The organism is Massilia sp. IC2-278 (assembly GCF_020708045.1).
GTDB lineage: Bacteria > Pseudomonadota > Gammaproteobacteria > Burkholderiales > Burkholderiaceae_D > Telluria.
On the sequence record NZ_JAJFES010000002.1, the window covers coordinates 263,604 to 284,367 of the forward strand.

At 64.6% G+C, this 20,764-nt stretch carries 20 protein-coding genes; 10 read left to right on the forward strand and 10 right to left on the reverse strand.

Annotated elements, in window-relative coordinates; translation table 11 throughout:
* Positions 1-9: 9 nt before the first annotated feature.
* Together opgC and LK540_RS06025 are read right to left on the reverse strand one after the other, a co-directional pair.
* Positions 10-1,113 (reverse strand): OpgC domain-containing protein, encoded by a 1,104-nt coding sequence (gene opgC, locus LK540_RS06020; RefSeq protein WP_229436139.1) that lies wholly within the window; start codon positions 1,111-1,113, stop codon positions 10-12.
* A 203-nt stretch (positions 1,114-1,316) separates the two neighbouring features.
* Positions 1,317-1,901, reverse strand: coding sequence for a hypothetical protein (locus LK540_RS06025; RefSeq protein ID WP_229436140.1), 585 nt, complete (start codon positions 1,899-1,901; stop codon positions 1,317-1,319).
* Between the two features lie 301 nt (positions 1,902-2,202).
* Between LK540_RS06025 and LK540_RS06030 the strand changes: the two genes are divergently transcribed.
* Positions 2,203-3,624: a S41 family peptidase gene (locus tag LK540_RS06030; RefSeq protein WP_229436141.1), complete on the forward strand. Its 1,422-nt coding sequence runs from the start codon at positions 2,203-2,205 to the stop codon at positions 3,622-3,624.
* Between the two features lie 362 nt (positions 3,625-3,986).
* Positions 3,987-5,108 (forward strand): beta-ketoacyl-ACP synthase III, encoded by a 1,122-nt coding sequence (locus tag LK540_RS06035; protein ID WP_229436142.1) that lies wholly within the window; start codon positions 3,987-3,989, stop codon positions 5,106-5,108.
* 171 nt (positions 5,109-5,279) lie between these two features.
* On the opposite strand, the gene LK540_RS25240 is transcribed toward LK540_RS06035, so the two are convergent.
* From LK540_RS25240 to LK540_RS06075, 6 genes are all read right to left on the reverse strand, one after another.
* Positions 5,280-7,310, reverse strand: coding sequence for an NADPH-dependent 2,4-dienoyl-CoA reductase (locus LK540_RS25240; RefSeq protein ID WP_267498712.1), 2,031 nt, complete (start codon positions 7,308-7,310; stop codon positions 5,280-5,282).
* 225 nt (positions 7,311-7,535) lie between these two features.
* Positions 7,536-7,991, reverse strand: a complete 456-nt coding sequence (locus LK540_RS06055; RefSeq protein WP_229436143.1) for a hypothetical protein — start codon at positions 7,989-7,991, stop codon at positions 7,536-7,538.
* Positions 7,992-8,007: 16 nt separating this feature from the next.
* Positions 8,008-8,469: a DUF2721 domain-containing protein gene (locus tag LK540_RS06060; RefSeq protein ID WP_229436144.1), complete on the reverse strand. Its 462-nt coding sequence runs from the start codon at positions 8,467-8,469 to the stop codon at positions 8,008-8,010.
* Positions 8,470-8,537: 68 nt separating this feature from the next.
* Positions 8,538-9,494, reverse strand: a complete 957-nt coding sequence (pip, locus tag LK540_RS06065; RefSeq protein ID WP_229436145.1) for a prolyl aminopeptidase — start codon at positions 9,492-9,494, stop codon at positions 8,538-8,540.
* A 51-nt stretch (positions 9,495-9,545) separates the two neighbouring features.
* Positions 9,546-10,862, reverse strand: coding sequence for an amino acid deaminase (locus LK540_RS06070; RefSeq protein WP_229436147.1), 1,317 nt, complete (start codon positions 10,860-10,862; stop codon positions 9,546-9,548).
* 9 nt (positions 10,863-10,871) lie between these two features.
* Positions 10,872-11,279, reverse strand: coding sequence for a DUF2750 domain-containing protein (locus tag LK540_RS06075; RefSeq protein WP_229436149.1), 408 nt, complete (start codon positions 11,277-11,279; stop codon positions 10,872-10,874).
* A 118-nt stretch (positions 11,280-11,397) separates the two neighbouring features.
* Here LK540_RS06075 and LK540_RS06080 point away from each other — a divergent pair, with 118 nt between their 5' ends.
* Both LK540_RS06080 and LK540_RS06085 read left to right on the forward strand, forming a co-directional pair.
* Positions 11,398-12,015: a nucleotidyltransferase domain-containing protein gene (locus LK540_RS06080; protein ID WP_229436150.1), complete on the forward strand. Its 618-nt coding sequence runs from the start codon at positions 11,398-11,400 to the stop codon at positions 12,013-12,015.
* 81 nt (positions 12,016-12,096) lie between these two features.
* Complete coding sequence (locus tag LK540_RS06085; protein ID WP_229436152.1) at positions 12,097-12,375, forward strand: hypothetical protein; 279 nt, start codon at positions 12,097-12,099, stop codon at positions 12,373-12,375.
* Positions 12,376-12,449: 74 nt separating this feature from the next.
* Here LK540_RS06085 and phbB read toward each other — a convergent pair whose 3' ends face one another.
* Positions 12,450-13,190, reverse strand: coding sequence for an acetoacetyl-CoA reductase (gene phbB, locus LK540_RS06090; protein ID WP_229436153.1), 741 nt, complete (start codon positions 13,188-13,190; stop codon positions 12,450-12,452).
* A gap of 69 nt (positions 13,191-13,259) precedes the next feature.
* Positions 13,260-14,438, reverse strand: coding sequence for an acetyl-CoA C-acetyltransferase (locus LK540_RS06095; RefSeq protein WP_229436155.1), 1,179 nt, complete (start codon positions 14,436-14,438; stop codon positions 13,260-13,262).
* A gap of 384 nt (positions 14,439-14,822) precedes the next feature.
* Between LK540_RS06095 and minC the strand changes: the two genes are divergently transcribed.
* The 6 genes from minC to prfA all read left to right on the forward strand — a co-directional run bounded on the left by minC (position 14,823) and on the right by prfA (position 20,699).
* Positions 14,823-15,623 (forward strand): septum site-determining protein MinC, encoded by an 801-nt coding sequence (gene minC / locus LK540_RS06100; protein ID WP_229436157.1) that lies wholly within the window; start codon positions 14,823-14,825, stop codon positions 15,621-15,623.
* 34 nt (positions 15,624-15,657) lie between these two features.
* Positions 15,658-16,473, forward strand: coding sequence for a septum site-determining protein MinD (minD, locus tag LK540_RS06105; RefSeq protein ID WP_229436160.1), 816 nt, complete (start codon positions 15,658-15,660; stop codon positions 16,471-16,473).
* Between the two features lies 1 nt (position 16,474).
* Positions 16,475-16,726 carry a cell division topological specificity factor MinE gene (gene minE / locus LK540_RS06110; RefSeq protein WP_056340553.1) on the forward strand — a complete coding sequence of 84 codons (252 nt, stop codon included), beginning with the start codon at positions 16,475-16,477 and terminating at the stop codon, positions 16,724-16,726.
* 543 nt (positions 16,727-17,269) lie between these two features.
* A complete protein-coding gene (locus tag LK540_RS06115; RefSeq protein WP_229436161.1) occupies positions 17,270-17,959 on the forward strand; it encodes a response regulator transcription factor in 690 nt (229 codons plus the stop codon).
* A gap of 296 nt (positions 17,960-18,255) precedes the next feature.
* Complete coding sequence (gene hemA, locus LK540_RS06120) at positions 18,256-19,539, forward strand: glutamyl-tRNA reductase (protein WP_229436162.1); 1,284 nt, start codon at positions 18,256-18,258, stop codon at positions 19,537-19,539.
* A gap of 83 nt (positions 19,540-19,622) precedes the next feature.
* Complete coding sequence (prfA, locus tag LK540_RS06125; RefSeq protein ID WP_229436164.1) at positions 19,623-20,699, forward strand: peptide chain release factor 1; 1,077 nt, start codon at positions 19,623-19,625, stop codon at positions 20,697-20,699.
* Positions 20,700-20,764: the final 65 nt, after the last annotated feature.

Sequence of the window (20,764 nt, forward strand, 5' to 3'; positions counted from 1 at the left end):
ACACCGGTATTACGAAGGCGGCCCGGGCTGGGCCAGCACGACAGGGGGAGCGCGCCTGACGGCACGGGCGCGGCGCTTCAGCACTTCCCGGTACAGCAGGGCGGGCAGGCTGAGGCTGGCGACGACCAGCATGTCGAAGCCGATGTTCGCCAGGAAGCCATACTGTTTGGCCACATGCATGGTCAGCGGCTCGGCCAGGTACACGACCAGCACGTGCCAGGTGAACACCTGCAGCGAATAGGTGCCGATGAAGCGGAACCAGGGCAGGCCGGCGTGGCGGTCGATCAGGCGCAGCAGGGCCAGCAGCAGCACCAGTTGGGCGATGACGTTCGCGAAGCGGAAGAAGCCGAGGTCGGACTTATCGAAATAAAACTGGATCCCCGCCGGCAGCACCACGATGCCATGGCGCGCCAGGATGCAGAACACGACGATGGCGGCGGCGATCAATACCGAGGCGCGGCTCGGCGCCAGGTCGGTGCGGCCCTGGTGCTTGTGCGCGTAGCCCAGGTACAGACCGGTGACCCACAGCAGCTGCCAGCCGAACAGGTTGAAGAAGCCGTCGCTGCCGCTGATGCCCGAGGCCTCGGCCACGGCCGGCACCGGGTCGAACAGCTGGCCGGCCATCCACAGCGCCACGCTGCCCAGCAAAACCCAGGCGCCGCGCCCCTTGCCTAGCGCGTACAGCAGCACGGGAGTGAGCAGGGCGAAGACGATGTACATCGGCAGGATGTCGAAGTAGGTCGGCTGGTGCACCAGCAGCAGGGCGCCGGCGACCGTCTTCATGACGGACTGGTCGTCGACGAAGGAATGGCCGAAATAGCGGTCGTAGGCTGGCACCGCCAGCACCACGGCCAGCAGCAGGAAGAACGACAGGATGTGATACTTGTAGATCTTGAAGGCGCGCTTGCCGGAGGTGCGCAGCATGGCCAGGAAGGAGACGTGCGCGATCTGCGAGGTGATCGCATAGGTGTAGGCGGACAGCAAAATAAAGCCTTCGGCCGCCGAGACGAAGCCGAAAGGCTGGCGGGTCGCCATCACGCCCAGGTGGTTCAGCGTCATGAAGGCCAGCAGGATTCCGCGCAAGGTGTCGAGCCGGATATCGCGTTTGCTCATGTTGTTATTGTCTGCTTGTCCTGTACCGATTGTTCAGTGCTTATTTTGCCAGTGCCGCAGTCCCTACGCCCTTCATCCTTCATCTTCGATTGCCGCGCCATGCTCCCCTCCCGGACATGGCACCTTATCAGCAAAACATTCTAGCAGCGGTCCGGGCCGGGAATGTGGCTGCCGGTGTCTTTGTTACGTTTCGATACACGGCCTCAGAAACCGATGGACGCGCCGCCCGGATTGCCGCCCATGCCGCCCGCGCCGCCGGGACGGCCCCGTCCTCCCGCCCCGCCGGGTCCGCCGTGGCCGCCGCCTTCACGCGGGCCGCCCTCCCCGCGCGGCGGCGCGGCGTCGCGCACCCGTTCGAGCTGGTCGGCCAGGAAGCGCAGCACCACGGCGCGCTGGCGGTCGTCGAGGGCGTCGTTCAGCAGCAGCCATTGCTCGCGCAGGGCCTTGTCTTCCTGTGCGCTCGCCTGCGCTTCGGCGTCGGCCGCCGTGCCCAGCTCGCGCAATTCGGCGCCCGGATTCCTGGCGAGTACTGCGGCCTGCGCCTGCAGGCGCTCGCGCCGCCCTTGCCGTTCGCGCAGCAGCGCGCGGGTGCGCTGTTCGCTTTGCTGCCACAGCAGCTGCTGGTTGGCATTCAGCGCCAGCGCCTTGCGCAGCTCCGGCGCCATTGCCAGCAGGTCGTCGGCGCGCAGGTCCATCAAGGGCGACGCCGTGGCGGCGCCGGCGTGCAGGACCAGGGCCAGGGCGGCGGCGCGTGCGAAATGGGCGGGGGTGAGACGGGTCAGGTTCATGAAAGCTCCGGGCAAAAAAAAGCCCATGGAGGGGGCCACGGGCAAAATCCACTGTTGGGGGTGGAGAGAGAAAAACTGCAATCCACTATAGGTCTGCCGCCGGGCCGCATCGGTGACTCTTACAATTGCTTACCGGACGCAAAGACGGCTTTACAATCGGCCTCGGCATCGGCTTGACAAAGCCACCACGGATCGCTTGCGCCCTGCGGAAGCGGGCGAATCGGGTTTATACTGGTCCCACGCTATCTCATGCGTGCCAGGCAGCCGCGCGTTGCCTTTATCACGCCGTCACTATTTACTTATGCGTTCCACTCTGAAAAACACCGGCTTGCTGGCTGTCGGCGTCGTTGCCGGCGTCGCGGTCACGATGCAGTTTTCCGCGCTTGCCTACAAGCCGGTCGAGCCGAGCATGCCGCTCGACGGCCTGCGCCAGCTGTCCAGGGTGGTCGACATCATCCAGTCCGACTACGTCGAGCCGGTCAAGGGCGACAAGCTGCTCACCGAGGCCATCAACGGCATGGTCGGCTCGCTCGACCCGCATTCCGGCTACCTTGATCCGGCCGCCTACCGCGAGCTGCGCGAAGGCACCGAGGGCCGCTTCGTCGGCCTGGGCATCGAGATCGGCCAGAGCGACGAGGGCTACGTGGAAATCGTCGCGCCGATGGAAGACTCGCCGGCCGAACGCGCCGGCATCCAGGCCGGCGACCTGATCACCCGCATCGACGGCGCGGATGTGCGCGGCCTGGGCCTGGACGAAGCGGTCAAGCGCATGCGTGGCACGCCCGGCACCCGCGTCACGCTCACCATCGCCCGCGTCAGCGCGCCGCAGCCGCTGGTGCTGACCGTCGAGCGCCGCGAAATCGTGCAGAAAAGCGTCAAGGCGAAGATCGTCGAGCCGGGCTACGCCTGGCTGCGCATCGCGCAATTCCAGGAACCGACCGTCGACGACATGGCCGCCAAGCTGGCCGAGCTGGCGCGCAAGGAGCCGCACCTGAAGGGCCTGGTGCTCGACCTGCGCAACGACCCGGGCGGCCTGCTGCAGGGCGCGATCGGCGTGGCCGCCGCCTTCCTGCCCGAGGGCGTGGAAATCGTGTCGACGAACGGCCAGCTGGCCGAGATGCGCCAGCGCTTCTATGGCCGGCCCGAGTACTACATGCTGCGCAGCGGGCGCGATCCGCTGGCCGGCGTGCCGAACCTCTTCAAGACCCTGCCGCTGGTGGTGCTGGTGAATACCGGTTCGGCCTCGGCCTCCGAGATCGTGGCCGGCGCGCTGCAGGACCACAAGCGCGCCAGCATCGTCGGCACCCGGACCTTCGGCAAGGGCTCGGTGCAGACCATCCGCCCGATCGGCACCGACGCCGCGGTGAAGCTGACCACGGCGCGCTACTACACCCCGGCCGGGCGCTCGATCCAGGCGCGCGGCATCGTGCCCGATTTTGCCGTCGACGAAACCGCCGAGGACGACGGCCTGAACGCCCTGCGCATGCGCGAGGCCGACCTCGAACACCACCTGAGCGGCGACGCCGAGGAAGCCACGCGCGAGGACGACATCGAGGAGCAGATGGCCTTGCTGGCCAAGCTGCGCCAGCGCAAGCCGCTGGCCTACGGCAGCGCCACCGACTTCCAGCTGGCGCAGGCGGTGAAGCATCTGAAAGGCGAAAGCATGCAGTTGTCGACGCGGCAGGACGGGGCGAAGCTGGCGGGGGCCGTGAAGCAGGATTAACGCCAACATACTTCCGTTGTTGACGGCAACCGTACGGTGGGCACTCCGTGCCCACGCGGAAGCTGGCATGGTGTTGGCTGCGTTTGGAGGTACCGACACGCTCTTAGACAGAGTATCTCGGAGCATGCCACGCGGCTCGGACCGGGGCCGACATGACGCCTCGTTCCGCGTGGGCACGGAGTGCCCACCGTACGGATGCGATATCGATACGAGATGCGTTACCGATATGGCAAAACCCCCCATCCAATCCGAATAATCTGCCTACAAAATAGTCACCCCGACAATTCCCAGGCTCCCCCCGATTGTGTAGAATCGCCGTCAGTCTTGGGGAAATACCCCTTATCTCCTTTGAAAGTCCGAACATGAAATCTGTCGTCATCAGCGGCACCGGCCTGTTTACGCCTCCGTATTCCATCTCGAACGACGAGCTGGTGACGGCGTTCAATGCCTACGTCGAGCTGCACAACACCGAACATGCCGCCGCGATCGCCGCAGGCGAAGTCACCGCCCTCGAACCGTCGAGCAGCGGCTTCATCGAAAAAGCCTCCGGCATCAAGTCGCGCTACGTGATGGAAAAGGAAGGCATCCTCGATCCGAAGCACATGACCTCGCGCATCGCCGAGCGCGGCGACGACGAACTGTCGCTGCAGGCGGAGATGTGCGTCGCCGCCGCCAAGGATGCGCTGGCGCGCGCCGGCCGCGTGGCCGCCGACATCGACATGGTGCTGGTCGCCGCCTCGAACATGCAGCGCGCCTACCCGGCGATGGCGGTCGAAGTGCAGGAAGCGCTGGGCATCGAAGGCTACGGCTTCGACATGAACGTGGCCTGCTCCTCGGCCACCTTCGGCATCCAGACCGCGATGGCCGCCGTGCAGACCGGCCAGGCGCGCGCCGTGCTGGTGCTGAACCCGGAAATCACCAGCGGCCACCTGAACTTCCGCGACCGCGACAGCCACTTCATCTTTGGCGACGCCTGCACCGCGATGATCATCGAAGCGGCCGACACCGCCGTCGGTGAGCACCAGTTCGAGATCCTCGACTCGAAACTGAAGACCAAGTTCTCGAACAACATCCGCAACAACTTCGGCTTCATGAACCGCTTCGACGAATCCGGCGTGGGCGCGTCCGACAAGCTGTTCCGCCAGCAGGGCCGCAAGGTGTTCAAGGAAGTGTGCCCGATGGCCGCCGAGATGATCCGCGAGACCGTGGAAGCGGCCGGCCTGGAAATCCCGCAGGTGTCGCGCTACTGGCTGCACCAGGCGAACCTGAACATGAACCTCCTGATCACCCGCACCCTGCTCGGCCGCGACGCCGAGCCGAGCGAAGCGCCTGTGATCCTCGACAGCTACGCCAACACTTCGTCGGCCGGCTCGATCATCGCCTTCCACAAGTACCAGGACGACCTGCCGCAGGGCGCGAACGGGGTGATCTGCTCGTTCGGCGCCGGTTACTCGATCGGCTGCGTTGTAGTGCGCAAAAAATAAGTACGCAAAAAATAAGTGCGCAAGAAGTAAGCACGCCGGCCGCCGGCCGAAACGACAAATGGACCGCTTGCGGTCCATTTTTTTTGCCCAATGCTTTCCGGCTGACGGCGCCCGTAGGGTGGACGGGTTCCCCGTCCACGCGTCCAACCCAAGCCTGCAGAGACGCACCCGTTACAAGCGCGCCGCCAGCTCCGCCCCTTCGCGGATCGCCCGTTTCGCATCCAGCTCGGCCGCCAGCACGGCGCCGCCGATCTTGTGGAAGGCCGGGCCGCCGGCCGCACCCGGCGCCGTCAGCTCGTCCAGGCTCTCCTGCCCCGCGCAGATCACCACGTTGTCCACTTCCAGCAGCTTCTGCTCGCCGCCGACCGTGATATGCAGGCCGGCGTCGTCGATGCGGTCGTACTGCACGCCGGCCAGCATGGTCGCGCCGCCGCGCTGCAGGGCCGCGCGGTGCACCCAGCCCGAGGTTTTGCCGAGTCCCGCGCCGGGACGCGTGGTCTTGCGCTGCAGGAGCCAGAGCTGGCGGAAGGGATGGGCCGGTACTGGTTTTACCAGCCCGCCCGGCGTGCCCACCTTCAGATCGACACCCCATTCGCCGGTCCAGGTGGCCACCGGCTGCGGCAGCGGATGCTCGGGGTCGTGCAGCAGGAATTCGCCGGTATCGAAACCGATGCCGCCGGCGCCGATGATGGCCACGCGCTTGCCCACGGGCGCCTTGTCGCGCAGGACCTCGAGGTAGGACAGCACTTTCGGGTGCTCGATGCCGGGAATCGCAGGTTTGCGCATACGCACGCCGGTGGCGACGATCACCTCATCGAAAGCCCCGTCCAGCAGTTCCTCGCGCGTGACGCGGCGGTTCAGTTGCACGTTTACGCCGGTCGTCTCCAGCTTGCGCCCGAAGTAGCGGATGGTCTCGGCGAATTCTTCCTTGCCGGGGACCTGCATGGCCACGTTGAACTGGCCGCCGATGCGGCTCGAGGCTTCGAACAAGGTGACCGCGTGCCCGCGCTCGGCCGCCACGGTGGCCGCCGACAAACCCGCAGGCCCGGCGCCGACCACGGCGATGCGGCGCGGCTTGCCGGTCCTTGCGTACACCAGTTCGGTCTCGTGGCAGGCGCGCGGATTGACCAGGCAGCTGGCGCGCTTGTTGGCAAAGGTGTGGTCGAGGCAAGCCTGGTTGCAGCCGATGCAGGTGTTGATCTCGTCGACGCGGCCGCTCGCGGCTTTCGCGACAAAGGCGGCATCGGCCAGGAAGGGGCGCGCCATCGACACCATGTCGGCGTCGCCGCGCGCCAGCACCTCTTCGGCCTCGCGCGGCATGTTGATGCGGTTCGAGGCCACTACCGGAATGCCTACCTCCTCCCGCAGCCGCCCGGCCACGCCGGCAAAGGCCGCGCGCGGCACCGAGGTGACGATGGTCGGCACGCGCGCCTCGTGCCAGCCGTAACCCGTGTTCAGGATGGTGACGCCGGCCGCTTCCAGCGCACGCGCCACGGTCACCACTTCGTCCCAGGTGTTGCCGCCTTCGACCAGGTCGAGCACCGAATGGCGGTACATGATGATGAAGTCAGGCCCGACGGCCTGGCGGATGCGGCGCACGACTTCCAGCGCCAGGCGCATGCGGTTCTCGATCGGGCCGCCCCATCGGTCCTCGCGTTTGTTCACGCGCGCGCACAGGAACTGGTTCAGCAGGTAGCCTTCGCTGCCCATTACCTCGACGCCGTCGTAGCCGGCCTGTTTTGCCAGCTTCGCACAGCGCGCATAGGCGCGGATGGTGGACTCGATGCCGCGTTCGCTCAGGGCCCGTGGCTTGAAGGGCGAGATCGGCGATTTTTTATCGGAGGCCGACACCACGAAGGGCTGGTAGCCGTAGCGGCCGGCGTGCAGGATCTGCAGCAGGATCTTGCCGCCCTCCTCGTGCACGGCGCGCGTGACGCGGCGGTGGTTCGGCACGTCGCCGAGGAAGTTCAGGGTGCCGCCCATGGGCAGCAGCCAGCCTTGCCGGTTCGGCGAAATGCCGCCGGTGACGATCAGCCCGACGCCGCCGGCCGCGCGCTCGCGGTAGAAGGCGGCGAGCTTGCCGTAGTTGTAGAAGCGGTCTTCGAGGCCGGTGTGCATCGAGCCCATGATCACGCGGTTCTTCAGGGTGGTGAAGCCGAGGTCGAGGGGCTGCAGCAGGTGGGGGTAGGCGGTGGTGGTCATCACGGCATTAGACCGTGAATCCGTGGAGAGGGGGTTCTAAACGTTGCTTCGTTTTCGATGTGCGAGCGTTGTACCGCGTGGGCACGAGTGCCCACCCTACAACGGCTGGTTTTCGATGTGCGTGCCTTGTTGTGGTGGGTTCGAGCCGCACGCGGACCGACCCACCCTACGCTATGGCGGTAGGGTGGGCACTTGTGCCCACGCGGTCGTACCTGTGCAAACCACTTACACCAAATGGCTCTCCGGCGCCCGCAACTCGGCAAACTGCTCGATGCTGCCGATGCGCACGACAACCGGATTCAAGCTCGCACCCGGCGACATCGAGCGCCAGGCGAACTGCCATTCCTTCTCGCGCGCCTGGCCCGGGCTCTTGGTGAACGCGGCGCCCAGTGGCGAGCGCGAACCGTATTCGATGGCGCCGTCGATGCCGGCCCAGTTAGGCAGCGCGCGCTGCACGGCGCGGTGCAGGCGTTCGCCGAATTCCTCGGTGTTGTGGATCACCAGGCAGCAGTCGGCCGGCGACAGGATCTCGAACAGGTTCTTGTTCCATTCGCGCGAGAACGACAGGGACAGGAAACCGCCGGACGGCAGCAGCGTGAATTTTCCGGCCGTGAGCGCCTGCTCGAGGTCGCTGCGCATGCCGTAGCTGTGCAAGGTGGGTGGGCGCTGGTAGTCGTGCATGTGGTGGTACTCGATTCTATGGTTGGGCGCGGCGCACCGGCGGCACCAGGCTGGCGTCGTGGCGCATGCGCATGAAGCGCGAGGAGATGAAGATCTCGCGCAGGAAAAAGACGAAGCTGCTGATCAGGCCACCCATCGCCAGCACGAAGGAGGCGGCGATGTACTTGTCGAGCTTGATGTTGGTGGAGTCGCCCAGGAACAGCATCGCAATCACCAGGCACACCAGAAAGCCGCAGAAGGTGCTCGAGGTGATGGCGTAGTTGATCAGGTGCGAGCGCTGGTAGAGGACTTCGAGTTCTTCGGTGTACTCGTCGTTGGCGGCGATGTGCAGCCGGTCTTCCAGCACGCGCGTGCGGTCGATGATGCGGGCCAGGCGGTTGGTCAGCACCGTCAGCTTGGTCGCCACGCCGGTCAGCAGGAACACGGGCGCGATCGCCAGCTGGATCATGTGGCCGATGTCGCTAATCTGGATATTCATGGGAACACGTTTCTTGGCGTTGTGGGTGTGTCAGGCGTAGTGTAGCAGGCGCGTGGAAGCGGAAATCGTCAATCGAAACGCCGGTTGCGCTTGAACTGCTCGGTGGCCCCGACCAGCGCGCGCGCGATGCCCGTCTCCAGCGCGCCGTGGCCGGCGTCGGGAATCATGCGCATCTTCGCGCCAGGCCAGGCCTTGTACAGGCGGTGCGCCGACAGCGGCGGGCAGATCACGTCATACCTGCCCTGCACGATCACGGCCGGCAGATGGGCGATACGGCCGATGTTGCGCACCAGCTGGTCTTCCGAGAGGAAGGCACCGTTCGCCATGTAGTGGGCTTCCAGGCGGCCCACGCCGAGGTCGAGCGTGTCCGACGGCTGCTCTTCTTCCTGCGGCAGCAGGAACACGCGCCGGCCCTCGAAGCGGCTCCAGGCGCGCGCCGCCGGCCAGAACACGGCCGGATCGTCGCACAGCAGGCGCCGCGCATAAGCCTGCAGCAGCTCGCCGCGTTCGCTTTGCGGGATCGGTTCGATGAATTCATCGTACAGCTCGGGGTAGAACCACTGCACGCCGTGCAGGAACCAGTCGACTTCGGCCTGCGTGCACAGGAAAATCCCGCGCAAGACAAAACCGAGGCAGCGTTCCGGATGCGCCTGGCCATAGGCCAGCGCCAGGGTCGAGCCCCAGGAGCCGCCGAACACCAGCCACTGCGAGATGCCGAACATCACGCGCAGGCGCTCGATATCCTCGATCAGCAATTGCGTGGTGTTGTTGCGCCACTCGCCCAGCGGCGTGGATTTGCCGGCGCCGCGCTGGTCGAACAGGATCACGCGGTAGGCTTGCGGGTCGAAGAAGCGGCGGTGCTGGGGCGACAGGCCGGCGCCGGGGCCGCCGTGCAGGAACAGCACCGGGATGCCGTTCGGGTTGCCTACCTCTTCCCAATAAATCGTGTGCAGCGCGTCGACCGCGAGCATGCCGTGGCGCAGCGGTTGAATCGGGGGGAACAGCGACGACGGGGTGGCGGGCATGGCGGCTCTCTTGAAGGTCGAGCAAGAATTGTAGCCTACCGCCCCCCGCTTTCAGAAGAAGGTGTTGATGGCGCCACGCACGGCGTAATCGTCGTCCACTTCGAGCAGCAGTTTCCACTTGTCGAAGGTCGTGCACGGGTGCGAAATGCCGCAGCCGACCAGGTCGCCCACGGCCAGTTCGCGGCACAGCGGGTGGCCCTCGGGCAGGCGCAGGTAGGCGTGCTGGTCGTTCATCTTGACGATGGCCGCGCCTTCGGGGATGGGGTGCGGTACACCCGGCCCCGGGCGGTGCCAGGCCAATGGCACGGGCAGGCCGGCGTCGTGGGAAGCGTCGCGCTTGCCCATGGTGAGGATCGCCAGCGTTGGCTCGGGGCGCGACTGCACCATGGACCACACTTCCAGCGCCGGACGCAGGCCCTCCTCTTCGTCTTCGCGCGCATTCAGTTCATGGATATGGCGTTCGTACAGGCCGTGGTCGCTCGTCAGGTAGCAGCCGCTGCGCAGGATGGCCTTTACCGGTTTCGACAGGCTGCCCGCCCTGGCGAAGCCGCGCGCCACCAGGTCGAAATACGACGAGCCGCCGGCCGAGAGCAGGATCTCCGTGCCCGTGAACAGGCCTTCGTCGTCGGCGCTTTGCGCCAGCGCCACCAGTTGCGCCAGGAATGCATCGACAGCGCTCAAGTCGGACTCGCGGTCGTCGGTGACCAGCAAGCCTTCGTAACCCTCGAAGCCGGCCAGCAGCAGACCGGGCGCGCCGGCGATGGCACGCGCCACCGTCAGCGCCTCCTCCGGCGTGCGGCAACCGGCGCGTTTTCCCGTCAGGCCCAGCTCGACCAGTACCGGCAGCGGACGCTGCAAGGGATGGGCCTCGACCGCCTGCGCCAGCCGCGCCACGCCGGCCAGCGAATCGGCCAGCACCACGCAGGCGAAATCCGGGTCGCCGCGCAGCAGGGCCAGGATGGCGCGGATGTCGGCTGGTGCGATCAATTGATTAGCCAATAAGACGCGCCGTACGCCGAAGCGGTGCGCGACCTGTACCTGGGTGGCGCTGGCCAGGGTGATGCCCCAGGCGCCGTTGGCGAGCTGGGCACCGAACAGCTGCGGACTCATCGTGGTCTTGCCATGCGGCGCCAGCAGCACGCCGTGGCGTTCGCAAAAAGCGCGCATCCAGTCCAGGTTGTGCTTCAGTGCAGCCGTTTTCAGCACGGCGACCGGGAAGCTGGTATCGGCATGCAGCACGTTCCAGCCCTGCACGCCGATCGCGCCCTGGCGCAGCGGCTCCGTGATGGGCAAACCTTTGTTACCTGGACTCAACAATTGTTCATCCAGGCTGGCCAGGGCCAGGCCGTCGTGTGGCAGCGTGTGCATGGTGTCGTGTTATTCGGTAGGGGTAGATGCTGGGTGTTCGCCGTGCTGGCGCATCCGCCATTCGAGGTCGGCGCGCAGTGTGGCGTGGGACGGCGTCAGCCCGTATTCGTCCGGTGTATAGGTAATGCCCGGCAGCACGCCATCGTCTTCCAGCTGCGGCAGCAATTCCCCGAGCAGCTCGCTCAATGCAAAGGCATGCGGTTCGTAACCCGTCCATTCGAGCACGGCGCACTGCTGGGCCAGCTCGGCCGTCGGCCACATCGGGAAGACCAGTGCGCCATCGTCGGTCTTGCCGATCGCCCAGCCGTCCTGGTACAGGCCCCAGACTTCGCCGGTGGCGGCCACGCGGCGCACGAAGTGCTCGTAGCGCAGTTGTTTGGGGAGAACGATGACGGAAGCGGTGTCGCTGGGTTCCATAGCGGCGGCGTTAAGGTGGGGTTCAGTGCAGGATACAAGCAATGCGGCGGATTGGCCGCGCTTTTGAGTAGAACGTTTGACCGTTCCCATTTTGGGTACTATCATTCCCAAAATGGGTATGATGCTCGATTTTCTGTTCACTTCTACGCAGCAGCGATTGCTGAGGATACTGTTCGGCCATGTTGATCGGTCGTTTTACGCAAACGAGCTGATCGCCATGGCAGGAATCGGAACAGGCGCCGTACAGCGTGAGCTGCTTCGTATGGAAAAGGCAGGCTTGGTATCGATTGAACGTATCGGTAACCAGAAACACTACCGCGCTAATCCGGCATGCCCAATCTTCGAAGAAATACGTGCCATTGTTCGCAAGACCCTGGGTGTTACCGACGTCTTGCGCAATGCGCTTGAGCCGGTGCTGGAGCAAATCGACTTTGCATTCGTATACGGATCGGTTGCGGAAGGCACCGAGCACGCCACTAGTGACATCGATGTGATGGTGATTACCGCGTCGCTGTCGAACGCGCAATTGCTGCGCATCCTGGCTCCGGCACAGGCAGAGCTCGGCCGTACCATCAATCCCACGCTTTACACTCCCGACGAATTTGTTCAAAGGGTGCGCGAGCGCCGCTCCGTTATACTGCGTGTACTCGCCAAGCCGAAATTGTTCATAAAGGGGGCGGAACGTGAGCTCGCCCAAATTAGCGAACCTGTCGAAGATCGGACAGCTCAAAGTTGAAGCGCCCGATGCCAATGAGCGCGCCGGTTTATTGCGTTCGGCCGTCGAACGCCTGCAGGATTCGCGGATCCCCAACTGTCGTTGGTAGGTCGTTTCGATCTCGCCTATAACGCTGCGCATGCAGCCGCTCTGGCGGCGCTCCGCGCACATGGCTACCGCAGCGAAAACCGCTACATCGTGTTCCAGTGCCTGGAACATACGGTTGGATTTACAGCTGAACAATGGCGCCTGCTCGACCAGGCTCACAGAAAGCGTAATCTTGCCGAGTATGAAGGCGATCTCGATGTCACTTCGGGTTTCGTCGATGAGCTGATTGAACAGGTCGCTGCGTTGATTGACGCCGTCCAAAAGCTGCCCTGATTTCAGTCACTAAACAAAAAAGCACCGCCCGGCCGAAGCCGCAGCGGTGCTTTCGCAACGGAGCACACTCCCAATCAAGACATGTGCTGCCCGCCATTGATCGCGATATTCGCGCCGGTGACAAAAGCTGCTTCGTCCGACGACAGGTAAGCCACCAAGCCGGCCACTTCTTCCGGTTTGCCCAGGCGGCCCATCGGAATCTGCGGCACGATCTTGGTTTCCAGCACGTCGCTCGGGATGTCCATGACCATCTTGGTGCCGATGTAGCCCGGCGAGATGGTGTTCACGGTCACGCCCTTGCGCGCCACTTCCAGCGCCAGCGCTTTGGAGAAGCCGTGCATGCCGGCTTTCGCGGCCGAGTAGTTGGTCTGGCCGAAGGCGCCCTTCTGGCCATTCACCGACGAGATGTTGATGATGCGGCCCCAGCCACGCTCGACCATGCCGTCGCAGACCGGCTTGGTCATGTTGAACACGGAATCCAGGTTGGTCTTCATGACCATGTCCCAGTTCACCTTGTCCATTTTCTTGAAGGTCATGTCGCGCGTGATGCCGGCGTTGTTGACCAGCACGTCGACCGGGCCGACTTCCTGCTCGATCTGCTTCACGCAGGCCGCCGCCGACTCGTAGTCGGCCACGTCGCAGGCATAGGCCTTGAAGTTGTAGCCCTGCTCGCGCATGCCGGCCAGCCAGCTTTCCGCCTTGGTGCTGCCCGGCGAGTGCGTGGTGACCACCGTATATCCCAGTGCGGCCAGCTTGATGCAGATTGCTTCGCCCAGGCCGCCCATGCCGCCGGTTACTAATGCCACTCTAGCCATTGTCTTCTCCTAGTTTTTTGTCCGTCGCTTTTAGAACTACCTGTTGCTGCTCTTTGCGATCAGTTGTAATCAGTCACGCTCGACCGCCAGCGCCACACCCATCCCCCCACCGATGCACAAACTGGCCAGGCCACGCTTGGCGTCGCGGCGCGCCATTTCGTGGAGCAAGGTCACCAGCACGCGCGCACCCGAGGCACCGATCGGGTGACCCAGGGCGATGGCGCCGCCGTTGACGTTGATCTTCGACGTGTCCCAGCCCATTTCCTTGTTGACGGCAATCGCCTGCGCGGCGAAGGCCTCGTTGATTTCCATCAGGTCCACGTCTTCGTGGGTCCAGCCGGCCTTTTGCAGACACAGGCGCGAGGCCGATACCGGGCCCATGCCCATGATGCTCGGGTCCAGGCCGGCCGACGAATAGGCCTTGATGCGCGCCAGCGGGGTCAGGCCGAGCTCGCGCGCCTTCGAGGCGCTCATCATGATGACCGCGGCGGCGCCGTCGTTGATGCCCGACGCGTTGCCGGCCGTGACTGTACCTTCTTTATTGAAAGCGGGGCGCAAGCTCGACAGTGCCTCGAGAGTGCTGCCGTGTTTCGGGTATTCGTCGGTATCGAACACGACGGCGCCCTTCTTCGACGGGATTTCCACCGGGATGATCTCGTCCTTGAAGCGGCCTTCCTTGACGGCGGCCTCGGCCTTCAGCTGCGACTGCAGCGCGAACTCGTCCTGCTCGGCGCGCGAGATGTCGTACTTGCGCGCGACGTTCTCGGCGGTGACGCCCATGTGGTACTGGTTATAGACGTCCCACAGGCCGTCGACGATCATGGTGTCGACCAGCTTGGTGTCGCCCATGCGGAAGCCGTCGCGCGAGTTCGGCAGCACGTGCGGCGAGGCGCTCATGTTTTCCTGGCCGCCGGCAATGACGATCTGGGCGTCGCCGCAGCGGATGGCCTGGGTGGCGAGATGGGTGGCCTTCAGGCCGCTGCCGCAGACCTTGTTGATGGTATAGGCAGGCACCATGTCGGGCAGCCCGCCTTTCAGCGCGGCCTGGCGCGCCGGGTTCTGGCCGACGCCGGCGGTCAGCACTTGCCCCAGGATGACTTCGCTGATGCTGGCCGGGTCGATGCCGGTTTTCGCCAGCAGCTGGCGGATCACGTGGGCGCCGAGCTCGGCGGCGGGAATCTTGGCGAGCGAGCCGCCGAATTTGCCGACCGGTGTACGGCCTGCTGCTACGATGACGACGTCTTCCATGCTTGTCTCCGGTATCTGGCTGGGCCAGGGTTGATGGGCGGCGATGCGGCCAATGATGGGCCATTGGCGAACACATCCAATGGCGAACACAACTGCAAAAGGCGGGCCGCGCCTTGGCGTTGCCGCGGGTTGGACCCGGCGCAAGCTCCGCATGTTAATTTTCGAGGCTGCGTTTTCGTTTGATCTAAATCAATCTTATCAGCTTATCCACGGAAAACAACCTGTATTGCCGGAGGGGCGACGCCCGGTATTTTTCCCGTTACGCTGGGCAAAATCCGGAACATGCCGGCATCCCCAATTGCCTATAGGAATGATGGTGAAATGCTGTCCTTTTCAGCAAATTTCACAGTAGAATGCACGGGCTATAGCCAACCAGAATTGTTTATGTCGAAAAGCCCGTCCAGCCTGCCCATCGAAATCAAGATCTCGACGGTTGTCGCTATCTCGGCGATCCTGCATTCGTCCGATCCGATCGCGATCGACGCGGCCCTGAAGCAGATGACCGGCGGCGTGTCGGACTTTTTCGAAGACGAATTCGCCGTCATCGACGTCGGCGCGATCGCCGGCGAGACCGCTTACCTCGACTGGCGCGCCCTGGTCGACCTGCTCAAGAAGTACCGCCTGAACGCGGTGGCCGTGCGCGGCGCCACGCCCGAGATGGCCGAGGCCGTCAAGGCGCTGGGCCTGGCGCTCGACGACGGCGCCGGCGCCGACCGTGCCCGCGAAGACGTGGCGGCTGCCACGGCGGCCACGGCCGTGAGCTTTGCGCCGGCCCCTGCGCCGGCGCCGATCCCTGCCCCCGCGCCAACGCCGGCGCCGGCTCCGGCCGCGCCGATCCCGGCCCTGATCGTCGACACCCCGGTGCGCGCCGGCCAGCGCGTGTATGCGCGCGGCTGCGACCTGATCATCACCGCGGTGGTGAACAATGGCGCCGAGATCATTGCCGACGGCAGCATCCACGTGTACGCGCCGATGCACGGGCGCGCCCTGGCCGGCGCCTCGGGCAATGCCAGCTCGCGCATCTTCGGCCTGTCGCTGCAGCCCGAGCTGGTGTCGATCGCCGGCGTGTACCGTACTTTCGACGAAGGTTTCCCGGCCGAGCTGGCACGCCAGCCGGCCCAAATCCGCCTGGTTGGCGACCGGATCGATATATCATCGCTGACCCCGGCGCCGGCCCGCGTGTAAGCAGCACTGACCAGTTACTGTAAAGGACATTTTTGTGGCAAGAATTATTGTTGTGACGTCCGGCAAGGGCGGTGTGGGCAAGACCACCTCGAGCGCCAGCTTTTCGACCGGCCTGGCCCTGCGCGGCCACAAGACCGCGGTGCTGGACTTCGACGTCGGCCTGCGCAACCTCGACCTGATCATGGGCTGCGAACGCCGCGTGGTGTACGACCTGGTCAACGTGATCAATGGCGAAGCGACGCTGAACCAGGCCCTGATCAAGGACAAGCACTGCGACAACCTGTTCATCCTGCCGGCCTCGCAGACGCGCGACAAGGACGCCCTCACCGAAGAAGGCGTCGAGCGCGTGCTCAACGAGCTGGTCAAGATGGACTTCGAATACATCATCTGCGATTCGCCGGCCGGCATCGAGCACGGCGCGCTGATGGCCCTGACCTTCGCCGACGAGGCGCTGATCGTGACCAATCCGGAAGTGTCGTCGGTGCGCGATTCCGACCGCATCCTCGGCATCCTGCAGGCCAAGTCGCGCCGCGCCCAGAGCGGCGGCGAGCCGGTCAAGGAACACCTGCTGATCACCCGCTACTCGCCGCGCCGCGTCGAGAACGACGAAATGCTGTCCTACCAGGACGTGCAGGAAATCCTGCGCATTCCGCTGATCGGCATCATCCCGGAATCGGAATCGGTGCTGCACGCCTCGAACCAGGGCAACCCGGCGATCCACTTCAAGGGCACCGACGTGGCCGAAGCCTACGAGGACGTGGTGGCGCGCTTCCTGGGCGAAGAGCGTCCGCTGCGCTTCACGACCTACGAAAAGCCGGGCCTGCTGCAACGCATCTTTGGGACCAAGTGACATGGCATTGCTCTCATTCCTGTTCCCCGAAAAGAAGAAGAGCGCGAACGCGGCCAAGGAACGGCTGCAAATCATCATTGCCCGCGAGCGCACCAACCGCACCGGCCCGGACTTCCTGCCGGCCCTGCACCGCGAGCTGATCGAAGTCATCTCGAAGTACACCAAGGTGAATGCCGACGACATCAAGATTTCGCTCGACCGCCAGGGCAACCTGGAAGTGCTCGACGTGAACGTGGTGCTGCCGGACGCCTGATCTCCCCCCTGCAGCCCGTCCGCCAGCCGGACGGGCTGACTCTCCCCTCCCGGGCGCCCGCCCGTTACCCCGCCGCCATCCCGACCGCCTGCCGCGTTATTCCGAGGCCGCGCAGCATGTCCCCCATTCGTTACCAATAGTCGCAATTCGCGTACATACAATCTGGCGCATTCCGGTTTTTTCGGAATATTCACATTTCACAGATTTCACTTTTTCGGACTTTACCGGTACGGATGAGCGCAGGAATTGCTCGCTGAATTGTTGAGCGATTTACAAAGGAATTGTGAATTCGTGGCCTTTTTCGTCGATTATGTTGTGTTTCTGCCGCATGTTGTGGTTGTTAAGCAGCTTTCTGAAAACTGTCGAAATTGAGCGCTTATAGAGTGAAGCACGAGTGAAACGTTAACAGCTTTCCTGCTCAACAATACCTTTCGGCAAAAAATTGGAAGTTAACGCGTAGCATTATTTTGTCAAAGTCTGCTATAGTCGGTTTAACGATGTAGGATTGCTCCTACATGTTATTTTTGACAACAGTGTGCCGCCATGAAAATAGCTGTCCTTGACAATGACCGTAGCCAAGCCGACCTGATTTGCCAGGTGCTCAGCTCTGCCGGACACAGCTGCCAGTCCTTCGATGGCGGCAGGGAAATGCTGAGCCAGATGCGCAAGGACAGCACCGATTTATTGATCATGGACTGGCCGGCGGGCGACGGCGAAGCGGCGGACATCCTGCGCCGCGCCAAGGAAAAGATGGTGCCCGATGCACCGGCGATGTTCCTGGTGGGCAGCGGCGCTGAGGACGACATCGTGGCCGGCATGGATGCCGGCGCCGACGACTACGTGGTGAAACCGCTGCGCCGCGGCGAACTGGTGGCGCGCGTTTCCGCCCTGCTGCGCCGTGCTTACCCGGCCCAGACCGGCACCGAACAATTGCAGTTCGGCCCTTATGTGTTCGAGACCCGCCCGGGCCGCTTGCTGAAGGATGGCAGCGTCATCGACGTCACCCAGAAAGAGTTTTACCTGGCCCTGCTGTTCTTCCGCAACATCGGCCGGCCGCTGTCGCGTGCTTATATCCATGAGTCGGTGTGGGTGCGCGAAACGGCCGTGCCTTCGCGCACCATGGATACCCACGTGTCGCGCGTGCGCAATAAACTGGCACTGCGTCCGGAGAATGGGTTCAGGCTGGTGCCGGTGTACAGTTATGGCTATCGCCTCGAAAAGCTTGGGGCGTAAGGCGGCGTGAACCGTATGGCGGGGTCGTGTTGACGTTGTTTGGAAAGCGCCAGCGAATACAAGCAGGCGTATCCAAATGATCATCAGGATACGCTGACTGGCGGCGTGATACACGATGAAAACATTGTTAGCGCTGCTCATCGTTCCGCGTGGGCACGGGGTACCCACCCTACGGCTAGCGTTTCGAGCCTGATCAGCGTCACGGTTAAAGCATTGCCAACGATCTTGGGGTCCCATGAAACCCTGCGCCCATAAGGGTATAATCTCCCCATCCCCTCCCACCGCCCTGTCTTGAAATGCAACTGCTCGCCGTTGGCCTGAATCACACGACTGCACCGGTCGCGCTGCGCGAACAGCTCGCGCTCGGCCCGGAGCAGCTCGGGCGTGCCGTGCAGTCCGCGCGCGAATGGTTCGGCCGCTTCGGCCAGCTCGAGCGCCGCGGCAGCGATGAAGCCGCGATCCTCTCCACCTGCAACCGCACCGAGCTGTATGCGGCTAGCGGCGTGCCCGATCCGCTCGACGCCTCGGCCCAGTTCCTGGCCCACTACCACGCGCTCAACTACGCCGAGCTGCGCCCCCACCTCTACATGCTGCCGCAGGACGAAGCTGTGCGCCACGCCTTCCGCGTCGCCTCCGGTCTCGATTCGATGGTGCTGGGCGAGCCGCAGATCCTCGGCCAGATGAAGGATGCGGTGCGCACCGCCGAGGAAGCCGGGGGCCTGGGCACCTATCTGCACCAGCTGTTCCAGCGCAGCTTCGCGGTGGCGAAGGAAGTACGCACTACCACCGAGATCGGCGCCCACAGCGTGTCGATGGCCGCCGCCTGCGTGCGCCTGTCGCAGCGCATCTTCGACCGCATCGCCGACCAGCACGTGCTGTTCATCGGCGCCGGCGAAATGATCGAGCTGTGCGCGGCCCACTTCGCGGCCCAGAATCCGAAGTCGATCACGATCGCCAACCGCACCATGGAGCGCGGCGAATCGCTGGCCACGCGCCTGAACGCCCGCGCGATCCGCCTGGCCGACTTGCCCGAGCAGCTGCCGCGCTTCGACATCGTGGTGTCCTGCACCGCCTCGACCCTGCCGCTGCTGGGCCTGGGCCTGGTCGAACGCGCGATCAAGGCGCGCCGCCACCGCCCGGTGTTCATGGCCGACCTGGCCGTCCCGCGCGACATCGAACCCGAAGTCGCGCGCCTCGACGACGTGTTCCTGTACACCGTCGACGACCTGGCGCAGGTGGTGCAGACCGGGATGGAAAGCCGCCAGGCCGCCGTGGCCCAGGCCGAAGCCATCATCGAGAACCGCGTCGCCTCCTTCATGCACTGGGTCGGCGACCGCGCCATGGTGCCGGTGATCCAGGACCTGCACGAGTCCAGCGAGGCCTTGCGCCTGGGCGAACTCGAACGCGCGCGCAAGCTGCTGGCGCGCGGCGAAGACGTCGACGCCGTGCTGGAAGCGCTGTCGAAAGGCCTGACCGCCAAGTTCCTGCATGGCCCGCAACAGGCGCTGCACCGCGCCCAGGGCGACGAACGTGCGCGCCTGGCCAGCCTCTTGCCCCAGCTGTTCCGCGGCCGCCGTTAGCGGCCCTCCCGTATTGCGCGCCCGGCATGCGGGCGCTTCCCCGCGCCCTCGTGCGCTCCCGTACACGTATCCAACAAGAGCCCATGAAACCATCGATGCTGGCCAAGCTCGACCAACTGGCGAATCGCCTGGTCGAACTCGACGAACTCCTGATGTCCGAAGGCGCCACCGCCAACATGGACAGCTACCGCAAGATGACGCGCGAGCGCGCCGAACTGGCGCCGCTGGTCGACGTCTACAAGCAGTACGGTGAGGCGAATGGCGACATCGCCGCGGCCCAGGAGATGCTGGCCGATCCCGACATGAAGGAGTTCGCGCAAGAAGAGATCGAGGCAGCCAAGGCGCGCCTGGCGGAACTCGACCTCGACCTGCAGAAGATGCTGCTCCCGAAAGACGAGAACGACGAGCGCAACATCTTCCTCGAGATCCGCGCCGGCACCGGCGGCGACGAATCGGCCCTGTTCGCGGGCGACCTGCTGCGCATGTACACGCGCTTCGCGGAGCGCAACCGCTGGCAGGTGGAGATGGTCTCCGAATCGGCGTCCGATCTCGGCGGCTACCGCGAAGTGATCGTGCGCGTGGTCGGCAACGGCGCCTACTCGAAGCTGAAGTTCGAGTCGGGCGGCCACCGCGTGCAGCGCGTGCCGGCCACCGAAACGCAAGGCCGCATCCATACCTCGGCCTGCACCGTGGCCGTGATGCCGGAAGCCGACGAAGTCGAGGACGTGGACATCAACCCGGCCGACCTGCGCATCGACACCTATCGGGCGTCGGGCGCGGGCGGGCAGCACATCAACAAGACCGACTCCGCGGTGCGCATCACGCACCTGCCGACCGGCATCGTGGTCGAATGCCAGGACGACCGCAGCCAGCACAAGAACAAGGCGCAGGCGATGAAGGTGCTGGCCGCGCGCATCAAGGACGTGCAGCTGCGCGAGCAGCAATCGAAGGAAGCGGCCACCCGCAAGAGCCTGATCGGCTCGGGCGACCGCAGCGAGCGCATCCGCACCTACAACTTCCCGCAGGGCCGCCTGACCGACCACCGCATCAACCTGACGCTGTATAAACTCGACTTCATCATGGATGGCGACCTGGCGGAACTGACGAATGCGCTGGCCGCCGAGCACCAGGCCGAACTGCTGGCGGCGCTGGGCGACTGAGCGGAGAGCGAGGCGGGAATTAAGTCCGCACTAAGTTGCCAATGTGAAAATACAGCCCTGCGGTC